At 46.5% G+C, this 26,212-nt stretch carries 21 protein-coding genes and 2 pseudogenes; 22 read left to right on the top strand and 1 reads right to left on the bottom strand.

Annotated features, from left to right (window positions below; all coding sequences use genetic code 11):
- Window position 1: 1 nt before the first annotated feature.
- From ADU23_RS26605 to ADU23_RS26520, 19 genes and pseudogenes are all read left to right on the top strand, one after another.
- A complete protein-coding gene (locus tag ADU23_RS26605) occupies window positions 2-1,705 on the top strand; it encodes a response regulator (RefSeq protein WP_053376520.1) in 1,704 nt (567 codons plus the stop codon).
- 55 nt (window positions 1,706-1,760) lie between these two features.
- Window positions 1,761-3,050 (top strand): ABC transporter substrate-binding protein, encoded by a 1,290-nt coding sequence (locus ADU23_RS26600; RefSeq protein WP_053376519.1) that lies wholly within the window; start codon window positions 1,761-1,763, stop codon window positions 3,048-3,050.
- A gap of 16 nt (window positions 3,051-3,066) precedes the next feature.
- A pseudogene (locus tag ADU23_RS32415) lies at window positions 3,067-3,363 on the top strand (glycoside hydrolase family 125 protein); the annotation flags it as partial.
- Between the two features lie 15 nt (window positions 3,364-3,378).
- Window positions 3,379-3,564, top strand: a pseudogene (locus tag ADU23_RS32410) (glycoside hydrolase family 125 protein); the annotation flags it as partial.
- 15 nt (window positions 3,565-3,579) lie between these two features.
- A complete protein-coding gene (locus ADU23_RS26590) occupies window positions 3,580-5,184 on the top strand; it encodes a hypothetical protein (protein ID WP_157265977.1) in 1,605 nt (534 codons plus the stop codon).
- A gap of 33 nt (window positions 5,185-5,217) precedes the next feature.
- Window positions 5,218-6,072 carry an AraC family transcriptional regulator gene (locus ADU23_RS26585; protein ID WP_053376517.1) on the top strand — a complete coding sequence of 285 codons (855 nt, stop codon included), beginning with the start codon at window positions 5,218-5,220 and terminating at the stop codon, window positions 6,070-6,072.
- A gap of 83 nt (window positions 6,073-6,155) precedes the next feature.
- Entirely contained in the window at window positions 6,156-8,345 is a 2,190-nt protein-coding gene (locus ADU23_RS26580) for a glycoside hydrolase family 88/105 protein (protein WP_053376516.1), read from the top strand.
- Window positions 8,346-8,545: 200 nt separating this feature from the next.
- Window positions 8,546-9,115: a TetR/AcrR family transcriptional regulator gene (locus ADU23_RS26575; protein WP_053376515.1), complete on the top strand. Its 570-nt coding sequence runs from the start codon at window positions 8,546-8,548 to the stop codon at window positions 9,113-9,115.
- 315 nt (window positions 9,116-9,430) lie between these two features.
- The gene (locus ADU23_RS26570) at window positions 9,431-10,174 is read left to right on the top strand and encodes an SDR family NAD(P)-dependent oxidoreductase (protein WP_053376514.1); all 744 of its coding nucleotides are present in this window, start codon (window positions 9,431-9,433) and stop codon (window positions 10,172-10,174) included.
- 61 nt (window positions 10,175-10,235) lie between these two features.
- Window positions 10,236-10,559, top strand: coding sequence for an NIPSNAP family protein (locus ADU23_RS26565; protein WP_053376513.1), 324 nt, complete (start codon window positions 10,236-10,238; stop codon window positions 10,557-10,559).
- Window positions 10,560-10,592: 33 nt separating this feature from the next.
- Entirely contained in the window at window positions 10,593-10,916 is a 324-nt protein-coding gene (locus tag ADU23_RS26560) for an NIPSNAP family protein (RefSeq protein WP_053376512.1), read from the top strand.
- 53 nt (window positions 10,917-10,969) lie between these two features.
- Complete coding sequence (locus tag ADU23_RS26555) at window positions 10,970-11,509, top strand: NAD(P)H-dependent oxidoreductase (protein WP_053376511.1); 540 nt, start codon at window positions 10,970-10,972, stop codon at window positions 11,507-11,509.
- The gene (locus ADU23_RS26550) at window positions 11,509-12,162 is read left to right on the top strand and encodes a DsbA family oxidoreductase (RefSeq protein ID WP_082198027.1); all 654 of its coding nucleotides are present in this window, start codon (window positions 11,509-11,511) and stop codon (window positions 12,160-12,162) included. The genes ADU23_RS26555 and ADU23_RS26550 overlap by 1 nt, the downstream gene beginning before the upstream one ends.
- A gap of 102 nt (window positions 12,163-12,264) precedes the next feature.
- A complete protein-coding gene (gene wrbA / locus ADU23_RS26545) occupies window positions 12,265-12,924 on the top strand; it encodes an NAD(P)H:quinone oxidoreductase (protein ID WP_053376509.1) in 660 nt (219 codons plus the stop codon).
- Between the two features lie 22 nt (window positions 12,925-12,946).
- Window positions 12,947-13,684: an SDR family NAD(P)-dependent oxidoreductase gene (locus ADU23_RS26540; RefSeq protein WP_053376508.1), complete on the top strand. Its 738-nt coding sequence runs from the start codon at window positions 12,947-12,949 to the stop codon at window positions 13,682-13,684.
- Window positions 13,685-13,745: 61 nt separating this feature from the next.
- A complete protein-coding gene (locus ADU23_RS26535; protein ID WP_053376507.1) occupies window positions 13,746-13,988 on the top strand; it encodes a tautomerase family protein in 243 nt (80 codons plus the stop codon).
- A gap of 230 nt (window positions 13,989-14,218) precedes the next feature.
- Window positions 14,219-15,748: a spore germination protein gene (locus ADU23_RS26530; protein ID WP_053376506.1), complete on the top strand. Its 1,530-nt coding sequence runs from the start codon at window positions 14,219-14,221 to the stop codon at window positions 15,746-15,748.
- A 53-nt stretch (window positions 15,749-15,801) separates the two neighbouring features.
- Window positions 15,802-16,962 (top strand): Ger(x)C family spore germination protein, encoded by a 1,161-nt coding sequence (locus ADU23_RS26525; protein ID WP_053376505.1) that lies wholly within the window; start codon window positions 15,802-15,804, stop codon window positions 16,960-16,962.
- Complete coding sequence (locus ADU23_RS26520; protein WP_053376504.1) at window positions 16,959-17,189, top strand: hypothetical protein; 231 nt, start codon at window positions 16,959-16,961, stop codon at window positions 17,187-17,189. The genes ADU23_RS26525 and ADU23_RS26520 overlap by 4 nt, the downstream gene beginning before the upstream one ends.
- A 3-nt stretch (window positions 17,190-17,192) precedes the next feature.
- Here ADU23_RS26520 and ADU23_RS26515 read toward each other — a convergent pair whose 3' ends face one another.
- On the bottom strand, window positions 17,193-18,293 hold the full coding sequence (locus ADU23_RS26515) for a GerAB/ArcD/ProY family transporter (RefSeq protein ID WP_053376503.1): 1,101 nt from the start codon (window positions 18,291-18,293) through the stop codon (window positions 17,193-17,195).
- Between the two features lie 516 nt (window positions 18,294-18,809).
- On the opposite strand from ADU23_RS26515, the gene ADU23_RS26510 reads away from it, so the two are divergent.
- The 3 genes from ADU23_RS26510 (at window position 18,810) to ADU23_RS32405 (ending at window position 26,210) form a co-directional block, all read left to right on the top strand.
- Complete coding sequence (locus tag ADU23_RS26510; protein WP_053376502.1) at window positions 18,810-19,295, top strand: MarR family winged helix-turn-helix transcriptional regulator; 486 nt, start codon at window positions 18,810-18,812, stop codon at window positions 19,293-19,295.
- Window positions 19,296-19,339: 44 nt separating this feature from the next.
- Window positions 19,340-20,398 carry an LLM class flavin-dependent oxidoreductase gene (locus ADU23_RS26505; protein WP_053376501.1) on the top strand — a complete coding sequence of 353 codons (1,059 nt, stop codon included), beginning with the start codon at window positions 19,340-19,342 and terminating at the stop codon, window positions 20,396-20,398.
- Window positions 20,399-20,945: 547 nt separating this feature from the next.
- Complete coding sequence (locus tag ADU23_RS32405; RefSeq protein WP_082311214.1) at window positions 20,946-26,210, top strand: S-layer homology domain-containing protein; 5,265 nt, start codon at window positions 20,946-20,948, stop codon at window positions 26,208-26,210.
- The last annotated feature ends 2 nt before the right edge of the window (window positions 26,211-26,212 follow it).

Below are 26,212 nucleotides of genomic sequence, written 5' to 3'. Positions count from 1 at the left end.
TATGTGGAGAGCGGTCATTATAGAAGACGAACGGAAAATCATACAAATCATGCGGGGCATCGCCATATGGGAAGAGCTTGGCATAGAGGTGGTCGGAGACGCCCAGGACGGCCAAGCAGGCCTTGCGCTCATTATGGCTGAGCAGCCGGATATTGTAATCACCGATATTTACATGCCGGTTATGAACGGGCTTGCCATGATCGAGCAGCTGCGCGAGCGACAATTCGCAGGGAAAATTATCGTGCTATCGGGCTATTCGGATTTTGAATATGCCAGGCAGGCGCTGCGCTTACAGGTTGATGATTATTTAAATAAGCCGATTTCATTAACGACGATGAAGGAAGTATTGTCAAAATCGATCGCTGAGCTCGAGACGGTCATGAATGAACAGCAACAGAACGAGCGGTTGAAGGAAAAGCTGATGGTATATGAGCCCTACGTGCAAAGAAAGTGGATGAATTACGTCGTTACTGGTACACGTGACGCCGGCATTGGCGATATTGAAGAGGTGAATCGGAAATTCAGCGCTTGGGATTACAAGGGGCATCTTGTTATCGTCATTGAAATGGTGCGAACGGAGAGAATCAGCAAGCTTTCGATGGTCGACCATAATTTATTTTACTTTGCGCTGAGCAACATCATCGAGGAGATTGCAGCAGAAGGATGGCCAAAATCGGAGCTTGTCGAGCTTTACAGCCACCATTGCGCGCTGCTTCTTCATGTAAGCGGGGAAGGCGATGGAGCAGAAGCGGAAGCCAAGGCGATTAAGCTTGCGGAACGAATCGCTCATGCAGTCTATTCCTTCTTGAAAATCGAAATCGTGGCAGGCATCGGCGGGATGAAGTGCCAATGGCGCGAGATCGCCGCTTCGACGGAGGAAGCTTTCAATGCGATCTATTTTAAAAACCGCCGATTAAGCAAGGAACATAAAGTATTTGCTCTGCCAGAATCGTTCGACAAGGAGCAATATCAGCTTTATCAGGAGCTAAAGCAGGGCATCTATCCATTCAAAATGTACCAGGAGCTGTCAGAGGCGGTCGCGCACGCGCAAATCGATCAAGCTATCGCCATTATACAGCGTTTCATCATCCAGCAGGACGGTATCAACAAAATACCTATCGCGTATATCCGCCACTTTTGCTCGGAGCTCTGGGGGCTTATCACCCATGCTTTATCACAGGCGGGCATCGACCAAGAGCAACGTCAAACCAACGATGAGAATTATGCCGCCATCGAAGCTTTGACCACGGCCAAGGAGATGGAGATGTGGCTTATTGGCAAGCTGCAGCAGATTGGCGAGCAATTCCATGCCAACGCAAATGTGAAGCATCTTCAGGCCGTCGAATTTATCATTCAATACGTGCATGAAAATTATGAAAAGGAGCTGACGTTAACCGAAATTGCAGACGAGATTGGCATGTCGCGCAGCTATTTGAGCCATATTTTCAAAAAAACGACGGACGACACCTTTAATTCTTATTTGACCAAGGTGCGGATGGAGAAAGCGAAGGCGCTCATCATGGAAGGCAAACATCTAATCTATGAAGTCGCAGATAAGGTTGGCTACAAAAACGTGCCTTATTTCAGCACATTATTTAAAAAATATACGGGAATGAATCCGACGCAGCTGTTCGAAACGTACAATTCCGCTTTTTCGTCAAATATTGAAAATAATCGGACATCCCCCTCATATCCAGCGAATTAGCGCTATGTTACCATTCGAGTGTATCAACCTAAACATCCAAGGAGGGGCTTAAAAGATGAAAACCAAAAGGTGGTTGACTGTCATGCTGGCAGCAGCATTGACGGTTTCGCTGGCGGCTTGCGGCGGCAAAAAGGAAGATGCTGCCGGGGAAGCAGGAAACACGGGGGACAAGCAGGTTACGTTAAGAGTCATGTGGTGGGGCTCGCAAACACGGCACGATGCAACGCTGAAAGCGATTGACCTGTATGAGGAGCAAAACCCGAACGTGAAGATCGTATCGGAGTACTCCGGCTGGGATGGCTATTGGGACAAGCTCGCAACGCTGTCTGCAGCACGGAATATGCCGGACATTTTCCAAATGGATGCTTCCTACCTAGGAGACTACGCCACACGCAGCCAATTGCTCGATTGGAGCGGTGCGGATTTGTCGAAGCTCGACGCCAATCTATTGGAGACGGGAACCGTAGAGGGCAAGCAAGTAGCGCTTCCTGCAGGAAGAAACAGTTATGGCATCGTTTACAATAAGGCGCTCTTTGCGCAATATGGCATCGAGGAACCGAAGGAAGGCTGGACCTGGGACGATTTCTTTGAAATGGCACGCGATGCGCGCGCTAAATTACCGGACGGGATTTATCTCTCGAGAGACTTTTCGGCAGGCGAGTTAGAATACCGGGCTTATCAGCATGCAAAAGGCAAAGGTCCTTTCTATGTTGACAACAAATTGAATATGGATAAGGATACATGGCTGGAATGGTCCGGCATTTGGAGCCAGATCCGCAAAGACGGCGTTGTAGCTCCCGCAGAGCAAACGATCTCGGACGTTGAGCTTGACACGCAGTTCGATTCCCTTGTGAAAGGCACGGTACTAATGAAAGGCACGCATTCCTCGCAGATCGCCGCCTATGACAGCTTATTGCCAGGCAAGCTCGGCGTGGCTGCATTCCCTTCAGGCGCGGAGGCCGGAGGCTGGTTGAAGCCAACGTTCTACTGGTCGATAAGTGCGGGCACGAAGCAGGCCGAGGAATCGAAAAAGTTTGTCCTTTGGCTGCTGAATGACCCGGAAGCCGGCAAAATTTTAAAAACAGAGCGGGGCACGCCGGTATCCGATGAAGTGATGGCTGCGATCGAGGCGGACTTGACCGATGCCGATAAGCTGGGGCAGCAGATGCTGGAGAAGATCGCGAAGAACGCTCAACCATTTACGGCGCAGCCGCCGGGCTACAATGATTTTGGCCGTGACATGAACAATACGATTCAAAGCGTAATATTCAACAAAACGACGCCGGAAAAGGCGTACGAGACGATTCAGAAGCTTGCGGCCGATACGGAAGCCAGCTTGAAGTAGAAAGGAGCCCTTTGAAGTGAAGCTACCTCAATCGGTACAGAACTGGCTAACCGAGGCCGAAGATCGGCTGGGGCATCGCCCCAAGCTTCTCGCTATGTATAAGCAGTGTTACCCGAATACACTCAGCACGACGACCAAGCTGCAATGCGATGGCACAACCTTCGTTATTACGGGAGACATACCAGACATGTGGCTTAGGGATTCCAGCGCATAGGTGAAGCATTACCTTCATCTGTCGAAGGAAGACGCCGAGCTTGGGCGCATCATCGAGGGGCTGATATCTCGGCAAATGCAAAGCATCCTCATGGACCCCTAGCAGGCGCTCACGAGCACGGATGAGGCGGAAGTGGAGCGCTTATTGGAGACGCTGCTGTCGATCGATGCAGGGACGGCCTTTATGCACGAAGGTGTTGACGTCAACGATCCGGAGCAGTATACGCGCCCTTGGTTCGCATGGGCGAACAGTTTGTTCGGCGATCTTGTCAGCCGGCTGCTCCGCGAAGGCAAGCTATAAGGGAGGAGATTCGATATGAATTTTACGATATACGACCGGCCGGCAGCCGTGTTTGTGGAAACGGAAGGCTGGGAGAGGCTAGAGCCCTCCGGCCAAGGCGCATGGAGCGGCAATTCTGCTTCTGTGTCAACCGAACAGGCTGGAGGTCGAAATGAAATCAAGCTGTCGCTTGAAGCGAGCGGCGTTGAAGTCAAGACGGTTCGAATCCGCTGGAATAGCCCGTTTAGCGGTCCGATTACGCTGCTAGCCGACCATTGGGAGCGGGGGTACGGCGACCTCGGATGGATGGGGCTTCAGCCGGAGCGGGTGTTTCCCTGGTACGTGCTCATGCATGATGGAAAATCGACGAATGGCTTCGGGGTAAAGACTGGCCCTAGTGCGATGTGTTATTGGCAAGTCGATTCGGCAGGCGTCACATTGACGCTTGATGTCAGCTGCGGCAGCCTCGGCGTTCAGTTAGGCGCGCGACGGCTGGAGATGGCCATTTTAACAGAGCGGAAGGGTACGGAGTCGGAGTCATCGTTCGAAGCAGCGCGCCGGTTTTGTGAAATGCTGTGCGATCGTTCGTTAATGCCGGAGTTTCCCGTATACGGCGGCAACAATTGGTATTATGCCTACGGCAAAAGCACTGCTGATCGCATTTTGGAGGATTCGCGCTTCATTTCGAATCTTGCCGGGGAGAATGCAAACCGGCCCTTCATGGTCATTGACGACTGCTGGCAGCTGGGCGCCGGCGTGACGGGTAACGGTGGTCCGTGGATTGGCAACCGCGATTTCCCGGATATGGGGGATTTGGCGGGGCAAATGAAGCAAGCAGGGGTAAGGCCCGGCATATGGCTCCGGCCGCTCTTGACGCATGAGAACGTGCCGGACGCTTGGATTCGTTATACGAAGGAAGGACATTACCTCGATCCGAGCGTGCCCGGAGTGTTGGAATACGTAGCAGAGTTTACCGGCCGGATGAATGAATGGGGCTTTGAACTGATTAAGCATGACTTTACGACGTATGACCTATTCGGCGGATGGGGCATGGACATGAAAAGCCGTACGAACAAGCTTCCTTACACCTTCGCCGACCGTTCGAAAACGAGCGCCGAAATTATTGCGGATCTGTATGGCACGATTGCGGCCGCCTCGAAGGACAGCATGATCATCGGCTGTAATACGATAGGCCATTTGGCGGCGGGTTTGTTCGAGATACAGAGAACAGGCGATGATACGAGCGGGCGATCATGGGAGCGTACAAGAAGAATGGGCGTCAACACACTTGCCTTCCGTATGCCGCAGCACGGAACCTTTTTTAGCCATGATGCCGATTGCGTGGGAATTACGCCGCAAATTCCGTGGGAGCTTAATAAGCAGTGGCTGGATTTGCTGGCCAAGAGCGGAACGCCGTTGTTCGTCTCGGCAGATCCTGGCGATCTGAATGACGAGCAAATCGATGCGCTCAAAGCAGCATTTGCAGCTGCCGCTGCTGAACGGGATGCGGCGGAGCCTTTGGACTGGATGTATAATCATTGTCCGGCGAGCTGGCGCACGGCTGGCGGCAACGAAACATACGAGTGGACGGGACGCGACCGTTTGCCGCTTACAGACGAAGAAAACCATTGGTGGCTGTAGCCTGAATTAGCTTTGAGTTGGAGGGGGAAGGGCATGGATGCATGCAAGGGTCAGGATCTGATTGATTGGCAGTACCGGAAATCGGCTCCGGATGCGGACCTGGCTTCCCACTCCCACACCAAATGCGAGCTGTTTTATTTTCACAGCGGACAGGCGGATTATTGGGTGGGGGATAACAGGTACGAGCTGCGACCTGGCGATATGCTGATTATGCAGGGTACGACCCTTCATCGTCCGGACATCATTCGGCAGGCGCCTTACGTCCGGACGGTGCTCCATTTCGAACCGCGGATCATCCGGTCCTTGGAGTCGAAACCAGAGACCGAAGATCCTTGGCCTGAGGTGCTTCGTCCTTTCTACGAGCTTCAGCATTGCAGGCTGCGCCTCAATGCCAGGCAGCAAACCGAAGCAGAGCTAATGCTAGCTAATATGCAGCGGTGCTACGCCCGCGGCGATTTTGTCGGCAGCAGCCGATTTCAGCTGGGCATGGAGGATATGTTGTATTGGATTTATGATTTATGCGGTCCATACATGCTCTCGGTGAAGGACTGCTCCGAGCCCGAGCGGCATGTGCAAAGCATCATCTCCTATATAGAGAGATTTTATATGGAGGAAATAACGCTTAATCTGTTGCAGGACAAGCTGCACTTAAATAAGTTTTATATGAGCAAGCTGTTCAAGGAGCTAACGGGGAAAACGATTATGAAATATTTGTATACCCGCCGTGTGAATCAAGCCAAAGTGCTGTTTCAGGAGCATCGGCACCTGTCCGTGACGGATACCTGCTACAGTGTGGGCTTCAAGCATGCCTCTCATTTCACGAAGGTATTCAAGCAGGTTGCTGGAACGACGCCGGAGCATTATAGGAAGCATGCGCACGGGCGTTGATCATGAGTCGGAGCACAGGCGTTCAATCCTTACGGGGAGGGAACGCTTTTTTTTTCAGGAAGCAGGGGAGGGAGTAGCGCACAATGACAAATTTACAGATACAAGACAGTATTTATGGGAAAACGGGAGCGGATATCGATGCTGCGCTGTATGGGCTATCCAATCGTTACGTTGCGGAGCATCCGGCACAGCCTTACGTATACCGCGCTTTTAACCGAGAGGGCATTCAGCGTGCGGAGGATTTTAGATACAGGTTCAACCTGGATGAACGGTTCCCCGAAGCGCAGCCCGGACAGCATAGCTACGCATGGGGAAAGGTATGGAGCGATGTTTCGGATGCGGAGCTGCAATGGTCGGTGACCGCATACTGCCCGCTAGAGATTTTCGTAAACGGCAGAAGCATTTATCGCTCCTTGCCGCATGAAGAGAACGAGAGGCAAACAAAGGGTTGCGGCTCCGTCCTTGGCCAAGGCTGGAACGACGTAGTGTTAAAATTCACGAAAACGCGAGCGGGCTTTGGAGGCGCGTTCGGCACGTCGAATACGAAGTGGGTTATTTACCATTCCGTCATTGCATCCGAAGAGCGTGAAGGCCAGGAAGGCTGGTTGTTCAGCGAGCCGACTCAGCAGCCCTTGCCTGTGGAGCAGTTGCCAAAGGCAGGCCAATCCGAGATTGGAAATTCGCTGAATTGGCATCCTCGGCTTGGTTGGCAGGCAGAGGAGCAGGCTGTTTCGCCATTTTCGCGATTGTTCGGCGCAGGAGCGGGGCGGACGGGCTTCGCCTGGACGCGGCTGCATCACCCGGCAGTTGGCGGCGGTTGCCGCATAAAGGGCGTCGCCGCTAGCGCTATTACGGTGTTTATCGACGGTCAGCAGGTTTACCACGCCGACCAGCCTGGCGAATTTGATGTGCCTATCGATTTGTCTTTCGGAGAACACAGCCTCATCATCAAGCAAACGGCTGCGAGCGAGTGGGGAGTCGATGCAGCGATTTGGAGCGGTGATCGAATAGTGCCTTTTTCAAGCCCGATAGAGGTAAAAGGAGGTTTTGGTAATTGGCTGTATTTGGGACCGTTTGCGGAAAACCACATTCCCGAAATCGGGCAGCTTAATGAGCTTTATCGTGTTTTTGAGGATGGGGAGCAGGGGACCTACTGGAGAATTGACGCTCCCGGCACATGGATTAGGCCTTATATGGAAGCAGCGCTGTTCGGAAAATGGAATTATCCTTTGGGTGTTACGCTGTATGGGCTGTTGGAGGCCGGAAGAAAGCTTAAGCGGAATGAACTAGTTCGCTACGTTTCTGATCACGTCGGTCAAAGTACATCTTGGTATGCGTATATGAAATGGGACCAAAGGCAATATGGCGCTCCGGGCATATTACATCCCATTGCCCACATCGACAGCCTTGACGATTGCGGCTCGTTTGGTTCGATCATGCTTGAGGCGCTTAAGGATCATGGTGAGCTGCCGGGAGCAGAGCGGCTTGCCCATGAAATCGGGCGCTATATGGCGCAAGTACAAGAGAAATTGCCTGACGGCGCCTTCTACCGCGAGCATCCTCATGGCGCGAATACGTTATGGGCAGATGACTTGTATATGGCCGTGCCTTTCCTATGCCGATATTATCAGCTCACGGGGGACGAGTCTTATGTAACCGAAGCGGCAAAACAGTTCTTATTGTACAAAAAGTATTTGTTTATGCCAAAGAGCGGCATGATGTCCCATGTCTTTGACTTTAAGCAGCGTTTGGCAACCGAGGTGCCTTGGGGGCGCGGAAACGGCTGGGTGCTTTTCTCGCTGTCGGAGCTGCTTGCCGTTCTGCCGGAGGAACATAATTTACGGGGCGAGTTGCTGGGCATGTTTCAAGCGTTAAGCGCCAGCTACCTTGCTTACCAGAGCGAAGAAGGGCTGTGGCGCCAGGTCATTGACGAGATGGATGCCTATTTGGAGACATCTTGCACGGCTATGTTTATCTATGCCTATTCCAGGGGCGTGCGCAGCGGCTGGCTGCCGGATGTTTCCGCCTTTGCGGAAAGCGCGTACCGCGCTTGGGAAGGATTGACGCGTCATAGCATTGACGCAAAAGGGAATTTATACGGCGTATGCCGAGGCTCAGGCTATTCTTTCTCCAGCCATTATTATAAGTACGACCTGCACACGCAGCTTAATGACACGCACGGCATTGGCATCGTGCTGCTCGCAGGAGTTGAGATGCATCGTCTTCTGGTTTGGCTGAAAGAAAATGGTGATGACGAGCTTATTCAAGAATGATCAGATCGATGAAGCACTCGGCTATTGAAGATATAATAAATAGATAAAGATCAGTTTAGTATTGATCATTGAAGCAAAAGCAAAGGTCTTCAATCATTAGATTGATGACCTTGCTTTAATTTTATTCAGATAACGGTCAGCATTCCTGGATGTGAGTGCCCATTGTTGACAGGTTATCTATTGAAAGGTAGAATTGCAACATGAACAAAAACAAAAATACAGCAGATACTATTTTGGACACTGCCCAGTCGATCGTACAGGAGTTTGGGTTTAACGGATTCAGCTATGCGCACATTGCAGAAAAAGTAGGGATACGCACTGCAAGCATTCATTACTATTTCCCTAATAAGGAGGATCTAGGAGATGCGTTGATTGCGAGGTATTACAGAAATTTCATTTCTGCAATAGCTGAAATTGATGCGGCAACACAAAATCATTTAGAAAAACTGCGCAAGTTCGTATTGCTTTACGGAGATCCTGTTCAAAATTATTGTACTTGTATGGGGGTTATGCTCTCTACCGACTTGGCTACTTTATCAGACAAAACCCGAGAAGGGATAGCTCAGCTATTCACAGCCAATCTAACCTGGTTGGAGCGTGTATTGGATCAGGGACGGCGTGAAGGGGAGCTGCATTTTAAAGGTGACGCGAATTTGCTTGCCCATCAATTTCTTGCTTCGCTTCAAGGTGCGCAATTAATTGCAAGAAGTTTTCGGGATATCAACAGGTTTGATCGGATTGCCGAAGGATTATTATCCGCTTTAACGTAAAAAAGGCGGATTTTTTCAGCCCATATTCTATCTTTTGATAGGTAGTCAAAATTAATTAGAAATTTAAAATTCAGGGTTGACAGTCTATCTACTAAAAGGTAGAATACGTTCATGAACAAAAACACAAGAACAGCAAATATGAGTTGGGATAGTTCTTAGTCGTCGTATATGCAAGTATTCGTTCTTTATGGAATATACATTGCATGGGTTGCAGAAAAAGAAATACAGCCAGTTTCCTTACATCTTAAAGAAGAAGACAGCTATTCCATTAAATTAAATCTATCTTTTAATAGATAGATACAGGAGGAAGTATAAATGAGTTTTCAAGGAAAAGTAGCAGTGATTACAGGTGGAAGCAGCGGCATTGGAAAAGCAGTGGCAATTGAGCTAGTGAAGCGAGGAGCTAACGTAGTCATCAATGGGCGCCGTGAACAAGCGCTTGTAGAGGCTGCAAGAGAGGTAGATCCGACAGGCGCACAAGTTTCGTACATTGCTGGCGACATTTCAGATCCCCAAGTAGCTGAACGTTTAATCGAGGAAGCACTTTTGCGCTTTGGACGTATCGACACACTGGTGAACAATGCCGGCATTTTTATAGCGAAACCATTCACGGACTTCACGGAAGCAGATTTTGAATCGATCCTGTCCATCAATGTAGCAGGATTCTTCCGAGTTACTCAGCGCGCAGTCAACGAGATGATGAAGGCGGGTTCCGGCCACATCGTCAACATCACGGCAAGCGGAGTCGTAGAGCAGCCCCTTAAAGCCGTGCCATCTGTACTTGCCGCACTGACCAAAGGAGGCTTGAATGCAGCTACAAAGTCACTGGCGATCGAGTATGCGGACAAAGGCATTCGCGTGAATGCAGTAGCGCCAGGAATCACGAAGACGCCGATGCATGCGGTTGAGACACATGAATACCTATCCCAATTGCATCCCGTAGGCCGAATGGGCGAGGTTCAGGATATTGTTGATGCCGTTGTTTATCTGGAATCCGCACAATTCGTAACGGGAGAGATTCTTCATGTCGATGGCGGTCAAAACGCCGGACAGTGGTAAGCCGCAAATAATCTTTTGAGTGGGAACAAATATTAAATGTACTTCAAGGAGGATCGAATTTATGTTGTACGAACTGAGGATCTACCAAGTGGTTCCCGGCCGCATGCAAGCGATATTGGATCGGTTTCGGGACGATACGATAAACATTTTTGCGAAGCATGACATGAAGGTATCGTTTTTTTGGGTGGACGCAGACGAAACGAAGGATCGCTTGTATTACGTGCTTGAACATTCGGATGCGGAATCGCGTGAACGAAACTTTCAGGCCTTCTTGGAGGATCAAGAATGGCTGGATGTTAAGGAAAGAACCGAAAAAAACGGTCCGCTGCATGAGAATGTCGAAATCATCTATATGAATGAAGCGTCTTTTTTCCAAAAGGGATAAAAGAACCATTTTCCTAAACGGAGGAGGGAAAAGATGTTATATGAGCTTCGAATTTATGATGTGAATCCAGGCAAAATGAAGGTTATCCAAGATAGGTTTAAAGATCATGTTATTCAATTATTTATGAATCACGGCATGAAAATTACGCATTTTTGGGAAGATGCGGATGATGCAAATAACCGTCTTTATTATGTTGTTGAGCATGCCAATATGGAGACGCGTAATCTTAACTACAATCGTTTCCGCAACGATCCTGAATGGATGGAAGTAAAACGAATCTCAGAACTTGATGGACCTTTAGTTAACAAGCAAGAGAGTATATTTATGAAAAATACAGCGTTTTTCGAGAATAAATAAAAATATAACTTGTCCTTAATATCTAAAAAAAAATATGAGACGGAGCGACTAAAATGAAAACATTAGTAATCGTTACTCACCCAAATATCGAAACATCCAACTGGAATAAATCATGGGTGGAAGAATTGAAAAAGCATGATGATATCACGATTCATGAATTATATAAAGAATATCCAGATGAAAAGATCGATGTTTCTAGAGAGCAGCAGTTAATTGAGGCGCATGACCGGATTATTTTTCAATATCCGCTTTATTGGTACAGCACACCGCCATTACTGAAAAAGTGGTTTGATTCCGTATTGCTGTACGGCTGGGCTTATGGACCGGATGCCACGAAAACGACGGGTAAAGAAATCGGAGTGGCAATCACAACTTATGGCACGAAGGAGTCCTATCAACCAACTGGCTCCAATCGTCTCACCCTGGAAGAAATATTGAATCCAATTCAAGCGCTTGCTCGTTTCATTAGCGCCACTTACTTGCCTCACTTCTCACTAAACGACACTTCTGATGTAACGGAGGAACGTCTGGCACAGAGCAGCATCGAATACGTTCAACACATAAAAACGGTAAAGCCGGTTGTGGTTGAATAATGATGAAAAACTTGACTATAGACGTTTACATGGATACGACTTGCCCTTGGTGTCGTATGGGGACGACCAGTCTGCGATCCGCATTAAAAAAATTGCCAGAAGGCACGAACGCAACCGTCCGTTGGCATGCTTATCAGCTTAATCCTGGCATTCGACCTGAAGGAGAAGATTATCGGCAGGTTATGATTGGGAGATTGGGAGGAAATGCACAATTCGAAGCAAGAATGAAGCAGTATAACGAATATGGAGCTCAATTCGGCCTTACGTTTAATATGGATATGGTGAAATTTACACCGAATACGACGTTAACCCATCAGTTAATTGCGGTTACGCCAGAGGAATTGAAAGAGCAATTGATTGCGAATATTTACACGGCATATTTTGAAAAAGGTATTAATATCGGTGATGTGAATGAACTTGTGGAAATAGCGAGTGCCAGCGGGGTTACAGACGATGCTGCTGAACTCAAAATACGGCTCCTTAAAGGCGATGGACTTGAAAAAGTTGAATTAGGACAACGCAGCGCGCAAAAGCTGGGCATCAGAGGGGTTCCTTACTTTGTAATCAATGAGGAGATCAGCTTATCTGGTCTGCAATCTCCAAGCGAGTTTATGCATTTGTTTGAAAACAGTTCATCTGCTGCGAGGGGTTAAAGAACGATATCAAAGCCAAGCCTTCTGGTCTTTTATCCGCATCCGCGGGTGGATCGGGTCTCGGCACACGGCAGATAATAAAAAAAGTTTGGGGCGATACCAATGGGGCTCATTCAAAAGTTATTCAAAAAGGAGACTAATCAAATGTCAACAAACGTTAACCTAGCCATCATCTACTACAGCTCGGGTGGAACGAACTACCAATTGGCTCAATGGGCAGCGGAAGGCGGCCGTCAAGCAGGGGCAGAAGTGAAAGTTTTAAAAGTCGCAGAAACTGCGCCGCAATCCGTTATTGATGGTAATCCATCATGGAAAGCGCATCTTGAAGAAACTAAAAATATCCCGACTGTATCAGTTGCGGATTTGGAGTGGGCGGACGCGATTATTTTCAGCATGCCAACTCGATTCGGCAATCTGCCGGCTCAATTGAAACAGTTCATCGATACGACAGGCGGTCTTTGGGCTCAAGGCAAAACAGTGAATAAAGTCGTTAGCGCGATGACCTCCGCCCAAAATGCAAATGCGGGACAGGAACAAACGATCCTTCAGCTGTATACGTCAATGTACCACTGGGGAGCGATTGTGGTAGCTCCTGGATTTACTGATCCATCTGTTTTTGTTGCCGGAGGGAATCCATACGGAACAAGCGTAACAGTGGATCAGAACGGAAAGATGAAGGAAGACGTGCGCGCTTCTGCTGAACATCAAGCAAAACGCACCGTATCGGTTGCTAAAGCATTGAAAAACGGTTTAGGACAGTAATTGGGAGAAGGAGAATGAATAAATGAGCATTCGGGGAAAAGTATTCGTAATAACAGGCGGAAGCAGCGGACTTGGGAAAGCTATGGCAGTTGAGATGGTGAATCAAGGAGCGAATGTCGTTATCAATGGACGTCGAGAACAAGAGTTAGCTGATGCTGCAAAAGAAATCGATCCAACTGGAAAACAAGTGCGATTTGTTGCCGGTAATGTTGCAGATCCTGAGGTCGCGCAGCGCTTAATCGATGAAAGTTTGGCTCACTTTGGACGCGTCGATACGCTGGTTAATAATGCCGGAATCTTCATTTCCAAGCCATTTACCGAGTATTCAGAAGAGGACTTTACAACGTATTTATCGACTAATGTCGTCGGCTTCTTCCATGTTACCCAACGTGCGGTAGCAGTGATGCTGAAACAAGGTACGGGACACATCGTTACGATCACGACGAGTCTGGTTGACCAACCATCGGCTTCCGTTCCTTCTGTACTCGCTTCGTTGACGAAGGGCGGATTGAAATCTGCGACGAAATCACTAGCCATTGAGTATGCTAACCGAGGTATTCGTGTGAATGCAGTCTCACCGGGAGTCATTAAAACGCCCATGCATCCCGTCGAATCACACGAAGCGCTAGCTCAACTACATCCAATGGGACGCATGGGCGAATCGTATGAAATCGTTGAAGCTGTGTTGTATTTGGATTCAGCCAACTTCGTAACGGGTGAAACCCTGTATGTTGATGGTGGACAAAATGCTGGACACTAAGCCATATAGCAGCAGAACAAAACATCTAAACATTTACGATTGAGATGGGGGGAGAATATCGATGCCGATCGTCACGATTCAAGTTACCCGCGAGGGCACAGCACCAGATCGTCAGTCTGTCACGGCGGAAGAAAAGGCGGAGCTCATTAAAGGGGTCAGCGAGCTTCTGCTCAACGTTTTGAACAAGCCGCTAGAATCTACCTTCGTCGTTATCGAAGAGGTTGACACCGATAATTGGGGCTGGGGCGGACTGCCTGCGTTGGAATATCGCCGAAAGCTTGCCGCTATGAAGAAGGATATGTAATCACTCTAACTGACATCGATACTTAGTCGGCGTCATATCAATAACAAGCCCTGCAGGTCCTAAAGGATCTGCAGGGCTTTCCTGTGAAGCGACAAAATAAAGCACTCCGTCAGCTAACGCTTAGCTCCTTACAGGGTGGAAATTTTGACAAGATGAATATCGTTTTCGAATAGGTATTCCTCCATTTGGCATAATAACAGTAATGAATTTGACAAACTGGAGATGCTTTCATGAGAGGATTTAAAAGTGGTAGATTCAAGAAATTCGAAAAAAAACTAAAAATGAAAAGCACAAATCTGGAGGAAGACAATAAAAAAGAGTTTACTTCGGATATTGAGCAAAACGAAAAGATTTTAAAAGAAACGTTTCAGGATTGTTCCGACTTGGAATACCGACGGATAGAGGTTAATCACAACATTAAATGGCTCATTGTTTACATAGATAACCTGATTGATGAAAAAATGCTTGATGAGCATGTCATTAAACCAATGCTAACAAGCTTAACTAGAGATGTTCCTAAAGAAGCAGAAGATCTTAAAAGTGAAATGATCTCCATTGGTTCCACGTACAGTTCTACAATTGTATCAGATACCGTTCGCCATGTATTAGAGGGTTATGCCGCCATTTTAATGGCGGGAAGCAATAATGTGATGACGGTTTCAATTCCCGGTTTATCCAAAAGAAGTATTGACGAACCGTCATCCGAGCCGGTAATACGCGGCCCAAGGGACGGCTTCATCGAACATATTTCAACAAACATAAGTCTGATACGTGCCAGACTCAAAACCTCAAAACTAAAGGTAGAGTATATGACCTTGGGAGAGCTTTCCCAAACTCGAATAGCCATTTTATACTTAAAGGGTATTGCGGATGATACATTAATTGACGAAGTTAGAACCAGATTGAAGCCGATTCAATTGGATGGTGTACTCGAATCCGGATATATCGAAGAATTTATTGAAGATCAGCCTTATTCACCATTTCCTCAACTTCATAGCACGGAACGTCCGGATGTGACAGCTGCTGAATTGCTTGAAGGAAAAGTTGCCATTCTTGTAGACACTACCCCATTCGTCATAATTGCTCCGATGACGTTCTGGGCAGGACTTCAAGCAAGTGAAGATTATTATATTCGTTGGCCAGTCGCTACTTTTGTTCGATGGGTTCGATTCCTTTTTATCAACTTTGCGATATTTGCCCCTCCACTATATGTAGCTATTACGACCTTCCATCAGGAGATGATTCCTACTAGTCTTGTTTTGAGTATTGCGGCATCAAGGGAATCTGTGCCGTTTCCTGCGATGATTGAAGCTTTACTAATTGAAATCATATTTGAAGCACTGCGGGAAGCCGGAATTCGTCTGCCTAAGCAGATCGGCCAAGCCATTAGTATTGTTGGAGGATTGGTCATTGGTCAAGCAGCTGTCCAAGCAGGATTAATATCTGCTCCGGTAGTCATTATCGTGTCCATCACTGGCATATCCATGTTTACGATTCCCCGATATAGTTTTGCAAATGGGATCCGATTACTGCGTTTTCCAATATTATTCTTAGCGGGAACTATGGGTCTTTATGGCATTGTTTTAGGATTTCTAGGCATCATGTTACACGTGACCTCTCTACGTTCATTCGGGGTTCTTTATTTTTCACCAGTCGCTCCGCTTAAGTTTGCCAAATTGAAAGATGTTTTCATAAGGATACCGATTTGGGTGAAGTTTCGCCATTCTATAGATCCCAAATCACGAGAAGGACCGAATTAGCAGCTCTTGGAAATTAGGGTAGAGGCGTATTGAAGGATTGGGGGGTATAAGAGATGAGAGCATTAAAATGTATGATACTTCTCGTATTCATCATCCTTTGCGGATGCTGGGATCGTACGGAAATTAATGATCTTGCATTTGTTACAGCTACTGCCTTAGATCTGTCGGACAATGGCAACGTGCTGTGTTCCCTTCAAATCGCCATACCCTCATCTACTGAAGGAGGGAATCATGTTGGAGGGAAAGAAGATCAATTTTTCATTATATCCGCAGAAGGAAAGGATGGAAATGAGATTCACCGGAAACTTCAGAAGAAGAGCTCACGCCTATTGTTCCTCTCCCATCGAAGCATTATTTTTGTTAGTGAACGTTTAGCTAAGCATGGAATTAATGATGTGCTGGATATTTTTACTCATGACCCTAAGAATCGATTAAAAACGTATATCATGGTTGTAAAAGGAGGAGAAGGGCGGGATATTTTGAAATTGAATTATCCTTTAAAGCAAGTATCTATCGAAGCGGTGAAGGAAATGCAAATTACAGGAGATAATTTGGCAGTAACGATACGCGATTTTTTTATTGCGTATGCAAGTGAGGGCATTCATCCCGTTGTAGGGACAATTGAACGTGATTTCCACTCTAAAGATACAGATAAGGAAATATTTAATTTTGCAGGCGCCGCTGTTTTTAAAGACTTCAAACTAAATGGTTTATTAGATGAAAAAGAATCATTGGGGCTACTGTGGTTGACGGACAAGTTAAACACCGGTCGAATCACGACAAATTTACCCAAAGGTGGGGAAGTTGGTATGGTTTTGAACCAAGCAGATCGCAAAATTATAACGCAGACTCCAAATGATTCTGTCCAATTTAAGATCCAGCTTGAAGGTCAAGGAAGTTTGGTCGAGAATACTTCCGATTTGGATATTAACGATCCAAAAAATTTAAAGGTAATAAAACAAGCTTTAGAAGATGCGGTTAAGAAACAAATTCAAGATTTTCTATTTAAAATTCAAAAGAAGTATAAAGTGGATAGTGTAGGTTTTGGCCAGGAAATATATAAGAATAATCCGGGTAAATGGGCTGTTTTGAAGAACCAATGGGATAAGCGGTTTCCAGAGGTACATATGACGATTGATGTTGATCTGAAGATTAAAGGATCCGGAATGGTACATTCTTCTTTCGAGATGCAAGATAAGGAGATTGGAAAATGATCCTGCAAATCGTAACTTTCGTAATCCTAACGTTGGGCTTTTCAATCTATAACGTTCAGATTTTTCTAAATAAAAAAGAACCTAAAGCGGCTCTTTTGTATGGTGGTTTGATGGGGATCTGTATGATCGTTGGTTCTTTAATATTTGCCAAGGTTGATATTCCAAGCACAACAATTCCTGTGAGAAGCATATTTGAACCCATCGGAAAAATGATTTTACAACAATGAAAGCTAAAGCGCCGATTTCTTCCAAAGGCTTTTTATGGAATCAATTATTAGAAGGAAAATAGGTATAATTAATTGTGTAAATATGGCATAGCTTGGATATGTATATTTGAGATAATAACTCAAATCGGTGGAATAGTTTGCAAAAACCGAAACCGAACCTAACACTGACAAAATCGTTATAGGCATTACAAGGTCTCTGTAATTTTTAATGTTAAAAAGTTGGCATATACTTAGACAGATAATAAAGAAGGTAAGAGCTACTTTTACAAAACAACCCATAACCCATATCGCTACTGCCAAAGCTTCCAAGCGTTCAAAGCTTCCTTGAAAGCCTATATACTGAATGACGCTTAATAAGGGAAAAGTCAATTTTTCCGTTAATGGCCCAAATATCATAATCAAAAGCAAGACTGTAATGGCGAGTAGTCCGGCGTTAGCAAACAATCCGATAAACGAAGCTTTGAATGCTTTTTTCGGTTGATTTAAATAAGGAAGAAGCCACCCCAAAATAATGAATTGACTTAAATAAGCGACAGGATATATCGTCCCCTGAAGGATTGGCAGCATACCTTCGCTCAACACGGGACGGAGCCGCTCCGGATCAAATTCCGCGAGCATGAGCATCAGGAGTGGAATCAACAAAACAAACATGACTAAGGCAAGGAATTCGTTACATCTTGCTATAGATTCGATCCCCATATAGACTGCGATGCCGCATAAGAGTGCCAATGATAGACTGACAACGATTGATGGGCTTTTATGGAGCAGAACCGTATTTATGAACTGTATATGTTGATTAAGAATAATGAAATCAAAATTAATCCAGTAATAAACAATATACAATCCCAAACATTTTCCTAGCCATTTACCTAAGATTTGTGAACTGTACTGAATAATCGTTTGACCCGGGTAGCGTTTGGACAATATGATCATCACCCAAATATTGATTGCCCCGATCAAGACCGCAGGGAAAATCGTTATCCACGCGTCTTGCTTGGAAATATTGACCATCAAACTCGGTAAGATAAGAATGACAGTGGGAGCTATAAAGGAAAAAAGTAAAAAACTCAATTGAGTTGCCGATATTTTTTCAGCGGATTTCATTCGCGTTCTCCTTCTGAACAGATATACAGCAATTATTACCTTTCTTCACATATGGTAAACAGGTTTGACAGGTGAAACGACAGACTCTGCCAAAACATATTGATTCAGTAAGAAGACAAGATGTCTTTAGCATCCACATGAAATAACCTATTTTATCTTAAAAAACACTACCCAAATTTATAAAAACGGTAGTGTTTTTTTGTGTCGGGTGACAGGATCAACCCGCCCTCCATTTACCCAGGCTTATTTCACCTGTTGACAAATTAATGGACTAGTTATATTTTATATATTATTAGAATAAATAATCTTAGGATAAATATTCATAGAATAAATATTCTTAGGATATTGAATCTAGATAGATTAAGAAAGGAGTTATTCACGGGAACACTCAAATTTCCGGCTTCGAATATGAAGCGAAAGAGGAATGCTTTAACGGAAAAATAACGTATCAGAACTTGTCCTTACAGAACTGGAATATCCGTTGTACGCAAAACCAAGATAAGGGGGTGGGGAAGAGTGACTGAACGCGATGTTGAGGGCAAGGCGCTTGATTTAAGACTCATACGTGTAATAAGCAACTCGATGAAAGTGCTATACGCGAGTTTAGAATGTGACATTGACAGCTATGGGTTAAGTATGGAAACCTTCCGAATTCTCGAGTTTCTTTACAATAAAGGTCCGCATTCCATTCAGATCATTAGCGATACTTTCTCGATTCCTAGCGGGAGTATCACCTCTGTGGTCGATAAGCTGGAGAAGAAGGGGTTCGTGGAACGGCTCCCCATCCCGGGTGATCGACGTAAAACAAATGTGGCATTGACCGGGGAAGGAAGAAGTTACTTTGACAATATCTTCCCAAAGCATGTTCAAACGATCTCCGACAATTTGTCCTTCGCGACGGATGAGGAGAAGCTAGAACTTATTCACGTGCTGAAGAAAATCGGATATGGAATTAAAAATCGTGAAGGCCATGTTAAAAATGATGGTGTGGATTCTTTCTGATAAGAAGGATTTTATTATAATTTTGTATTTAGGGGGATTTGAAAATGGAAATTGGTGTAGATACGTTTGTCGAAACAACTCCCGATGTTCAAACGGGCGAGACAATAAGTCATGCGCAGCGACTGCGTGAGGTTGTGGAAGAAATTGTCCTTGCCGATCAGGTTGGATTGGATGTATTTGGAGTCGGAGAGCATCATCGTAAGGAATTTGGGGATTCTGCTACTGCCGTTATATTGGCCGCAGCGGCGCCCATGACCAAAAGGATACGCTTAACCAGTTCGGTTACCGTGCTATCTGCTGCTGATCCCGTACGTTTATTTCAGCAATTTGCTACGCTCGATGGTATTTCAAATGGACGCGCTGAGATTATTGCGGGTCGAGGCTCTATGGTCGATGCATTCCCATTGTTTGGATATGATTTAAAAGACTATGAAGAGCTGTTCGAGGAAAAATTGGAGCTATTATTAAAATTAAGGGAGTCGGAGAAGGTATCCTGGAAGGGAGGGCATCGACCTGCCTTTACGAATCTTGGTGTGTATCCGCGTCCGGTTCAAAATCCTTTGCCCGTATGGATTGGCAGTGGGGGCAATTCGGAATCGGTCATACGAGCAGGCGTACTTGGACTGCCTCTTGTTTTGGCGATCATTGGCGGGAGTCCCATGCAATTTGCTCCGCTCGTGCCACTCTATAAGAAAGCTGCGACTCGTGCAGGACATGATGCATCGAAATTAAAGATAGCCGTGCACTCACTCGGGTTCGTTGCGGAGAGTACTTCTCTAGCGGTTGACAAGTATTTCCCTCCCACTCAGGCATCGTTTAATTATTTTGGTAAAGAACGCGGTTGGGGACATTATAGCCGTTCACAATTCGATGCCGCACGCAGCTTAGAAGGCGCACTCTATGTAGGCGATCCCGAAACGGTTGCCAACAAAATTATTCACATGCGCAAACATTTAGGTTTCACTCGATTTTTCCTGCATTTGCCCGTTGGCACCATGCCACATGAGGATGTTATGAAAGCCATTGAACTATTGGGAACGGAAGTCGCACCGCGAGTTCGGGAAGAGGTCGCAAGATGGGAAGCTGAGGAAAGAGCATTCTGAGGATCATATTCGATTTGTTAATCAAAAGAGGCCAACCAGTAAAAACTGGTTGGCCTCATCATACAACTCAGACTGCTACTAATATAGAGGCAGCCTAATTAGGTTAAAGCTCTAACCTCTATACCGACTATTAATCATAATACTTACGTCGATTTCATTAAAGCGCATCATCACTTACTCGAATTTAAAATGAATATTTTTCTCTTCTCCTTCTAAATGCCTCATCCGAACCTTCCATGAAATGGCGTACAGTGTCTCGTACAATTGTTTTTCAATCCTACCCTCGGCTTTTCATATTCCACTCCCATCTTTGCAATGATAGTGTAGGCAGTCGCGACAAGAGTGATTACATAACTCGCAGCGTCTGCTTTTTTGTTTCATTCGCAAACAAGCACTTAAATATATAAATATCTGCCCTAGAAGTGGGATTTTCCTCATTATGGAAGCGGGAGTAGTCTGCTAAACTGAACACGCACGAAGAAAATGTAAGGGCTTTCAATCGAAGGTGGAGGCTAATGAATACAATCATGAAGGAGGACATTTGCAAATGTTAAAGGTTAAAAGATGGCTTAGTGTGGTTTTGTCGTTGGCGCTAATGGCGTCGGTTCTTATTTTTCCGACAGAAACCGCTCAAGCTGCACCGGAGTTAACAATGGACGCAGGTGCAGCGCCCGCAGAGATTTTTCCTTACGATCAATCCTCAAGGTATTCGGCCTCAGCGAACTTCACGCTCAAAGCGAATGGGGTGCCAATCCCGGTAATTAAAGCATACAACGATTATGATTACGCTCATTTCTCGATGTCCGGCGGCCCTGTGACGTATGAGGTGACGATTCTGAATACGGACAAGGTGCATGAGTACGCAATCAGTCCTAAGAAACTTGGAATCAAGGCTGATAGTGTTGTAGGCAGAACGTTAACGATTACAACTCAGAAGGATGAGTATTTGATCATTTCAATGAACAACCGAACAACGAGGCTCGTCATTGCGGCTGATCCGGCGGAAACCGATATTCCAGCCTCATCAGGAGAAGGGATCTACAATATTACCGAAGCTCCTTACCAAGTAACGACAACTGGCGTTCAGACGGGGGTAACCGAAAGAACGGCAGCGATTCAGAAGGCAATTGATGATGCCAGCAGCTACGGTACGGGACGGGGAAATAACGCCCAAGGCGTTGTCTATGTACCGGCTGGAACGTACTATATTGGTAACTTAATACTAAAGAGCAATACAGCCATCTACATGCAGCCCGGAGCAACCTTTGTCGGTACAGGGAAGACGGCTGATTATACGGAGCATTGGTTTAAAAATTCCATGGGCAGACCTGCAACATGGTGGATCTCCACAGCGTTTGACTCCCAGAATATTAAGATCTACGGACGTGGAACGATCGACGGTAACGGAAAACTTCTTCACGACGATAAGAGTACCAACAATAAAGGGATGATCAACAACCTAGTAGTCCCAATTGCCACGTCCAACTTTACGATGGACGGCGTCATCATTCGAGAGTCTGCGGGGTGGGCTGTCATGCCTGTTCGTTCCAATGATTTGGTATTTACAAATTTAAAAATGTTTAACAGCCTTGGCATGGGCGAGAATGACGGGATTGATATCGTCGAGTCGCAAAATGCTGTCGTACGCAATTCGATCGGCATTGCTTTAGATGATCCTTATTCGACGAAAGCATGGCAAGAGGATACGGATATCGCATCAGGAAAAGTTCCTTGGCCTGGGAATCCAGAACCAGTAAGCGATGTTGTGATCGAGGACAGTATCACATGGACCTTATGTTACGGCTACAAAATAGGTCAGGGTGTCATGCAAAATCAGGACAACATCACATTTAAAGATGGCGTTGTGTATAAGGCAGCTGTAGGCTTCGCAATCCATCATAAATATGGGGATGGCTCGGTAAGCAACGTGACGTTTGAAAATATCGACGTGGAGGACATTAGCGGTAAAAATGAGGACAATAGCGCATGGATGACCCTGTTTACGGTGAATCACAATAACAATGGCGTAGGGCCGATCACTGGGGTTACCGTGAAGGATATTACCGTGCGCGATGCCGGTGAAAGCTTTGCCAAAATCAAAGGGCAGGCAGGGGCATTGATAACGGGCATTACCTTTGAAAATGTTTATATGCCGGGGAGCTCTACGCCTGCGACGACTTTACATGAAATGAATTTTACGGATCGGGAATTTTATAGCGGAGTTACGATTAAACCGGTGCAGGAACTAGAACCGAGACCGCGGACCAACTTGGCACTAAAACAACCGGCAGTCGGATCTTCAAGCGACGGTTCGACCGATACGGCTTCTTTGGCCTTCGACGGTAATCTTACAACGCGTTTCGGGTCCAAGCGAGGCGTTGATCCAGGATGGTTGTATGTTGATCTTGGCGAAACCAAACGGATCAACGAAGTACGACTTTATTGGGAAGCGGCGTACGGCAAAAGCTATCAAATTCAAGTGTCCGATGATGCAAAGAACTGGACCAATGTGTTCAGCACCACAAGCGGAAAAGGTTCTTTGGAAACGGTTTCATTTAACGAAGTAAGCGCCCGTTACGTTCGCATGTACGGAACGGTCAGAGCTACGCAATTCGGATACTCCATTTGGGAATTTGAGGTGTATGGACCAGAGATATTAGCAGACAGTATTAAGCTTGATAAGACGAAGCTAGACTTGTTGACAGGCATGACGGAGCAGCTTTCGGCATCGCTGCTTCCGGAGAATACAACGAACAAAAAAGCAATATGGGCATCGAGTAATCCCAATGTCGCCAGTGTAAACGACAGCGGTCTCGTTACCGCAACAGGACCTGGTACCGCCACCATTACAGCTGCAACGTCAAATGGAGAATTTTTGGCGACGGCAGCGGTGACCGTTACAGGAATAGGTACGCCTACATTGCATGCCGCTATTGCAGGGGATGGGCAAGTGAGCTTGAACTGGGACGCAGTTGAAGGGGCGACAAGCTATCAAATATTTAGCCGAGCTGCTGAAGGTTCATATGGAGAGGCACTAGCTTCTGTGAACAGCTCTGTTACCAGCTACAAGGCAGAAGGACTGGGCAATGGAACGACCTATTTTTTTGTGATTAAGGCGGTCTATCCGGGAGGAGTGAGCGCTGCGTCCAATGAAGTCAATGCCACACCGCAGGTAGCGCCTGTGCTGGATTTTGTCGCTCCAGGGGATGCCAACATTCTCTATATGGGCAGATGGGACCGGAGCTCATCAACAACATATAAAAGCTACTGGCCAGGCGCATCCCTGCGGGTAAGCTTCACGGGGACGAACGTCCAAATTAAAATGGGTGCTTCAGCGAATCTGTATGCCAAGATCGATGATGGCCCTTACGTTTTGTATAAAAATGCGAACGGAACCGTCCCTATAACATCGACGCCGCTTCCTGCTGGAACACATCGATTAACCGTAGTTTCCAAAGATGTTCTGGATGTCCTGTCCTTTCAAGGACTGCTTCTTGACAGCGGAGCGACCACTGTGCCAGCGGCTCCGAGGGAGCATTTGATTGAGTTCATTGGCGATTCCATTACCGTTGGCTACACAACGCCTGAAGTATCGATCGGTTCTTACGCATGGCTAGCAGGAGAGCAGTTAAATGCCGATCACACTCAGATTGCCTACACCGGGATCTGCCTGGAGACAGGTATAGCTTGCTATGCGCCTAATTCACTCGGGATGAGCGAGCAATATTTTAAACTGCAGCCAGGCGATTATCCGGACTCACCGGATTGGAATTTCAGCACATACCAGCCAGATGGGATTGTTATTAATTTAGGGACTAATGATGCTAAGTTCAATGTATCCGATAGCGATTTTCAGACCACATATACGGCATTTCTCCAGCAGATAAGGACGAAGTACCCAGCTGCGCAGTTGTTTGTTCTTCGCACCTTTGGCGGCTTCAAAGCTGCGCCTACGCTAGCCGCAGTCAATAGCCGAATCGCTGCAGGCGATGACAAGCTGCATTATGTAGATACATCCGGTTGGATAGATGCGTATCCGTCATCCGATTTCAACGACAGTCTGCATCCTTCCAGCGCCGGACATGTTAAGATTGCTAATCGGCTTGCGCAGGTAATGCAGCCTTATCTAGCACCGGTTGAGGCGCCGGAGCTGCAAGATATTACGGAAAAGAAAGCAGGAGATACGGTTGCGATAACCGGGCTTACAAAGCTGGGCACGCTTACAATTAAAGTGTTAAGGCCGGACCAAAGCATCCTCTATGTCAATGTGTTAAAGGGCGGAAATTTCAGTGACTCATTTACGCTGCCGAAAGACGCTATGATCGGGACGTATACGATTGTTGCCGGAAGCGGGGATGTACGAACGGTGAAGCATTTCGAGGTCATCGAAGAAACAGGCAGCGGCTCGGAAGTTTTAGCAGATGAGATCAGTCTGAATCCTTCCGTTTACACCATGGCTGTTGGCAGCCAAGCGCAGTTTGCAGCAACTGTATTGCCTGTTAATGCAACGAATAAAACGGTGACTTGGTCTGTATACAATGAAACAGGTCAAGCTCAGATTGATCAGCAAGGGGTATTAACAGCGATTAAAGCAGGAATTGTAACTGTAAAAGCTACGGCAAAAGATGGATCAGGCATCGCGGGTAGTTCTCTCGTAACCATCACTCAGAAAAATGGCGGGGGCGATAACGAATCTCCGAATAATGGCGGCAATGCAAACCATGTCTTGCCTTCGGTCCTTCCGGTTATGAAAGAGGGTATGGCATTCGTACAGCTCGATAAGAACCAAACATCAGCCCTCGTATCCATGAAAGATATTCAAGATCGAGCACTGCAAGTGAAGGTTGAAGGTGCTTCTGTCACCATTGATCAGAAGGAGTTGAAGTATCTCCTTTCCAAGGCAGGTACGATGGAAGAAGCTATCGTACAAGTCAAGTTGGAGCCGGTGTCAGGCAATGTCAGCCAGGCTCAGCAAGGGGCAGCGCAATTAAAAATTTCGGGCCAAATCTATGAAATTAAAGTGTCCTTGCTAACTAAGGATAATCGCGAGATTAAAGCCGAACAATTGCATGGAAGCGTCGAAATTTCCTTGCCTTATGACAAGGCTAATACGGATCCCTTGCTGCTTGGTGTTTATTACTACAATGAGCAGATGGATCAATGGGAGTTTAATGGCGGGAATACGAATCCGGATACAGCAACGATCACCGTGCAGCTGAAGCATTTGAGCAAATATGCAGTTATGGCATATAGAAAGTCGTTTGATGATGTTAACAAAAGCCACTGGGTGGCGCGTACGCTGGAAGTGCTATCGGCTAGACATATCATAACAGGCAAAACGGAAAACCTGTTCGTTCCCGATGACAAGACCACCCGCGCAGAGTTCACAGCTATGCTGATAAGAGCTTTAGGATTAACGGCAAATACAACCGCAAACGCATCTCCATTTACAGACGTTGATAACAACGCATGGTTTGCTGGTGCTGTCCAAGCCGCTTATGGGGCTGGACTCGTTAAAGGAGTCACGGATACTGAATTTGCTCCTCATGCAGCGATCACTCGTGAACAGATGGCGATTATGCTTGTGAATGCTTATGAATTTAAGCATGGGAAGATTGGCTTGGCAGCAAAACCTTTGCAATCCTTTGAAGATAGGGCTGACGTATCTGAATGGGCAGTGGAAGCCGTTAATAAAGCATTGGCGGTTAAGGTGATGCAAGGGGTAAAGGATGGCGAGTTTGATCCAAAGTCTCAAGCAACCCGCGCGCAAAATGCGCAGGCTATCTATAATCTCTTGTTCGAGGAGGAGTGAAT

The sequence above is a fragment of the Paenibacillus sp. FJAT-27812 genome, from assembly GCF_001273905.1.
Lineage (GTDB): Bacteria > Bacillota > Bacilli > Paenibacillales > Paenibacillaceae > Pristimantibacillus.
This window is presented reverse-complemented; position numbering and strand designations above follow the sequence as displayed.

Excerpts from the sequence above, each read along its gene's own strand:
- ADU23_RS26605 (WP_053376520.1), top strand. The coding sequence starts at position 2 with ATGTGGAGAGCGGTCATTATAGAAGACGAACGGAAAATCATACAAATC.
- ADU23_RS26600 (WP_053376519.1), top strand. The coding sequence starts at position 1,761 with ATGAAAACCAAAAGGTGGTTGACTGTCATGCTGGCAGCAGCATTGACG.
- ADU23_RS26590 (WP_157265977.1), top strand. The coding sequence starts at position 3,580 with ATGAATTTTACGATATACGACCGGCCGGCAGCCGTGTTTGTGGAAACG.
- ADU23_RS26585 (WP_053376517.1), top strand. The coding sequence starts at position 5,218 with ATGGATGCATGCAAGGGTCAGGATCTGATTGATTGGCAGTACCGGAAA.
- ADU23_RS26580 (WP_053376516.1), top strand. The coding sequence starts at position 6,156 with ATGACAAATTTACAGATACAAGACAGTATTTATGGGAAAACGGGAGCG.
- ADU23_RS26575 (WP_053376515.1), top strand. The coding sequence starts at position 8,546 with ATGAACAAAAACAAAAATACAGCAGATACTATTTTGGACACTGCCCAG.
- ADU23_RS26570 (WP_053376514.1), top strand. The coding sequence starts at position 9,431 with ATGAGTTTTCAAGGAAAAGTAGCAGTGATTACAGGTGGAAGCAGCGGC.
- ADU23_RS26565 (WP_053376513.1), top strand. The coding sequence starts at position 10,236 with ATGTTGTACGAACTGAGGATCTACCAAGTGGTTCCCGGCCGCATGCAA.
- ADU23_RS26560 (WP_053376512.1), top strand. The coding sequence starts at position 10,593 with ATGTTATATGAGCTTCGAATTTATGATGTGAATCCAGGCAAAATGAAG.
- ADU23_RS26555 (WP_053376511.1), top strand. The coding sequence starts at position 10,970 with ATGAAAACATTAGTAATCGTTACTCACCCAAATATCGAAACATCCAAC.
- ADU23_RS26550 (WP_082198027.1), top strand. The coding sequence starts at position 11,509 with ATGATGAAAAACTTGACTATAGACGTTTACATGGATACGACTTGCCCT.
- wrbA (WP_053376509.1), top strand. The coding sequence starts at position 12,265 with ATGGGGCTCATTCAAAAGTTATTCAAAAAGGAGACTAATCAAATGTCA.
- ADU23_RS26540 (WP_053376508.1), top strand. The coding sequence starts at position 12,947 with ATGAGCATTCGGGGAAAAGTATTCGTAATAACAGGCGGAAGCAGCGGA.
- ADU23_RS26535 (WP_053376507.1), top strand. The coding sequence starts at position 13,746 with ATGCCGATCGTCACGATTCAAGTTACCCGCGAGGGCACAGCACCAGAT.
- ADU23_RS26530 (WP_053376506.1), top strand. The coding sequence starts at position 14,219 with ATGAGAGGATTTAAAAGTGGTAGATTCAAGAAATTCGAAAAAAAACTA.
- ADU23_RS26525 (WP_053376505.1), top strand. The coding sequence starts at position 15,802 with ATGAGAGCATTAAAATGTATGATACTTCTCGTATTCATCATCCTTTGC.
- ADU23_RS26520 (WP_053376504.1), top strand. The coding sequence starts at position 16,959 with ATGATCCTGCAAATCGTAACTTTCGTAATCCTAACGTTGGGCTTTTCA.
- ADU23_RS26515 (WP_053376503.1), bottom strand. The coding sequence starts at position 18,293 with ATGAAATCCGCTGAAAAAATATCGGCAACTCAATTGAGTTTTTTACTT.
- ADU23_RS26505 (WP_053376501.1), top strand. The coding sequence starts at position 19,340 with ATGGAAATTGGTGTAGATACGTTTGTCGAAACAACTCCCGATGTTCAA.
- ADU23_RS32405 (WP_082311214.1), top strand. The coding sequence starts at position 20,946 with ATGTTAAAGGTTAAAAGATGGCTTAGTGTGGTTTTGTCGTTGGCGCTA.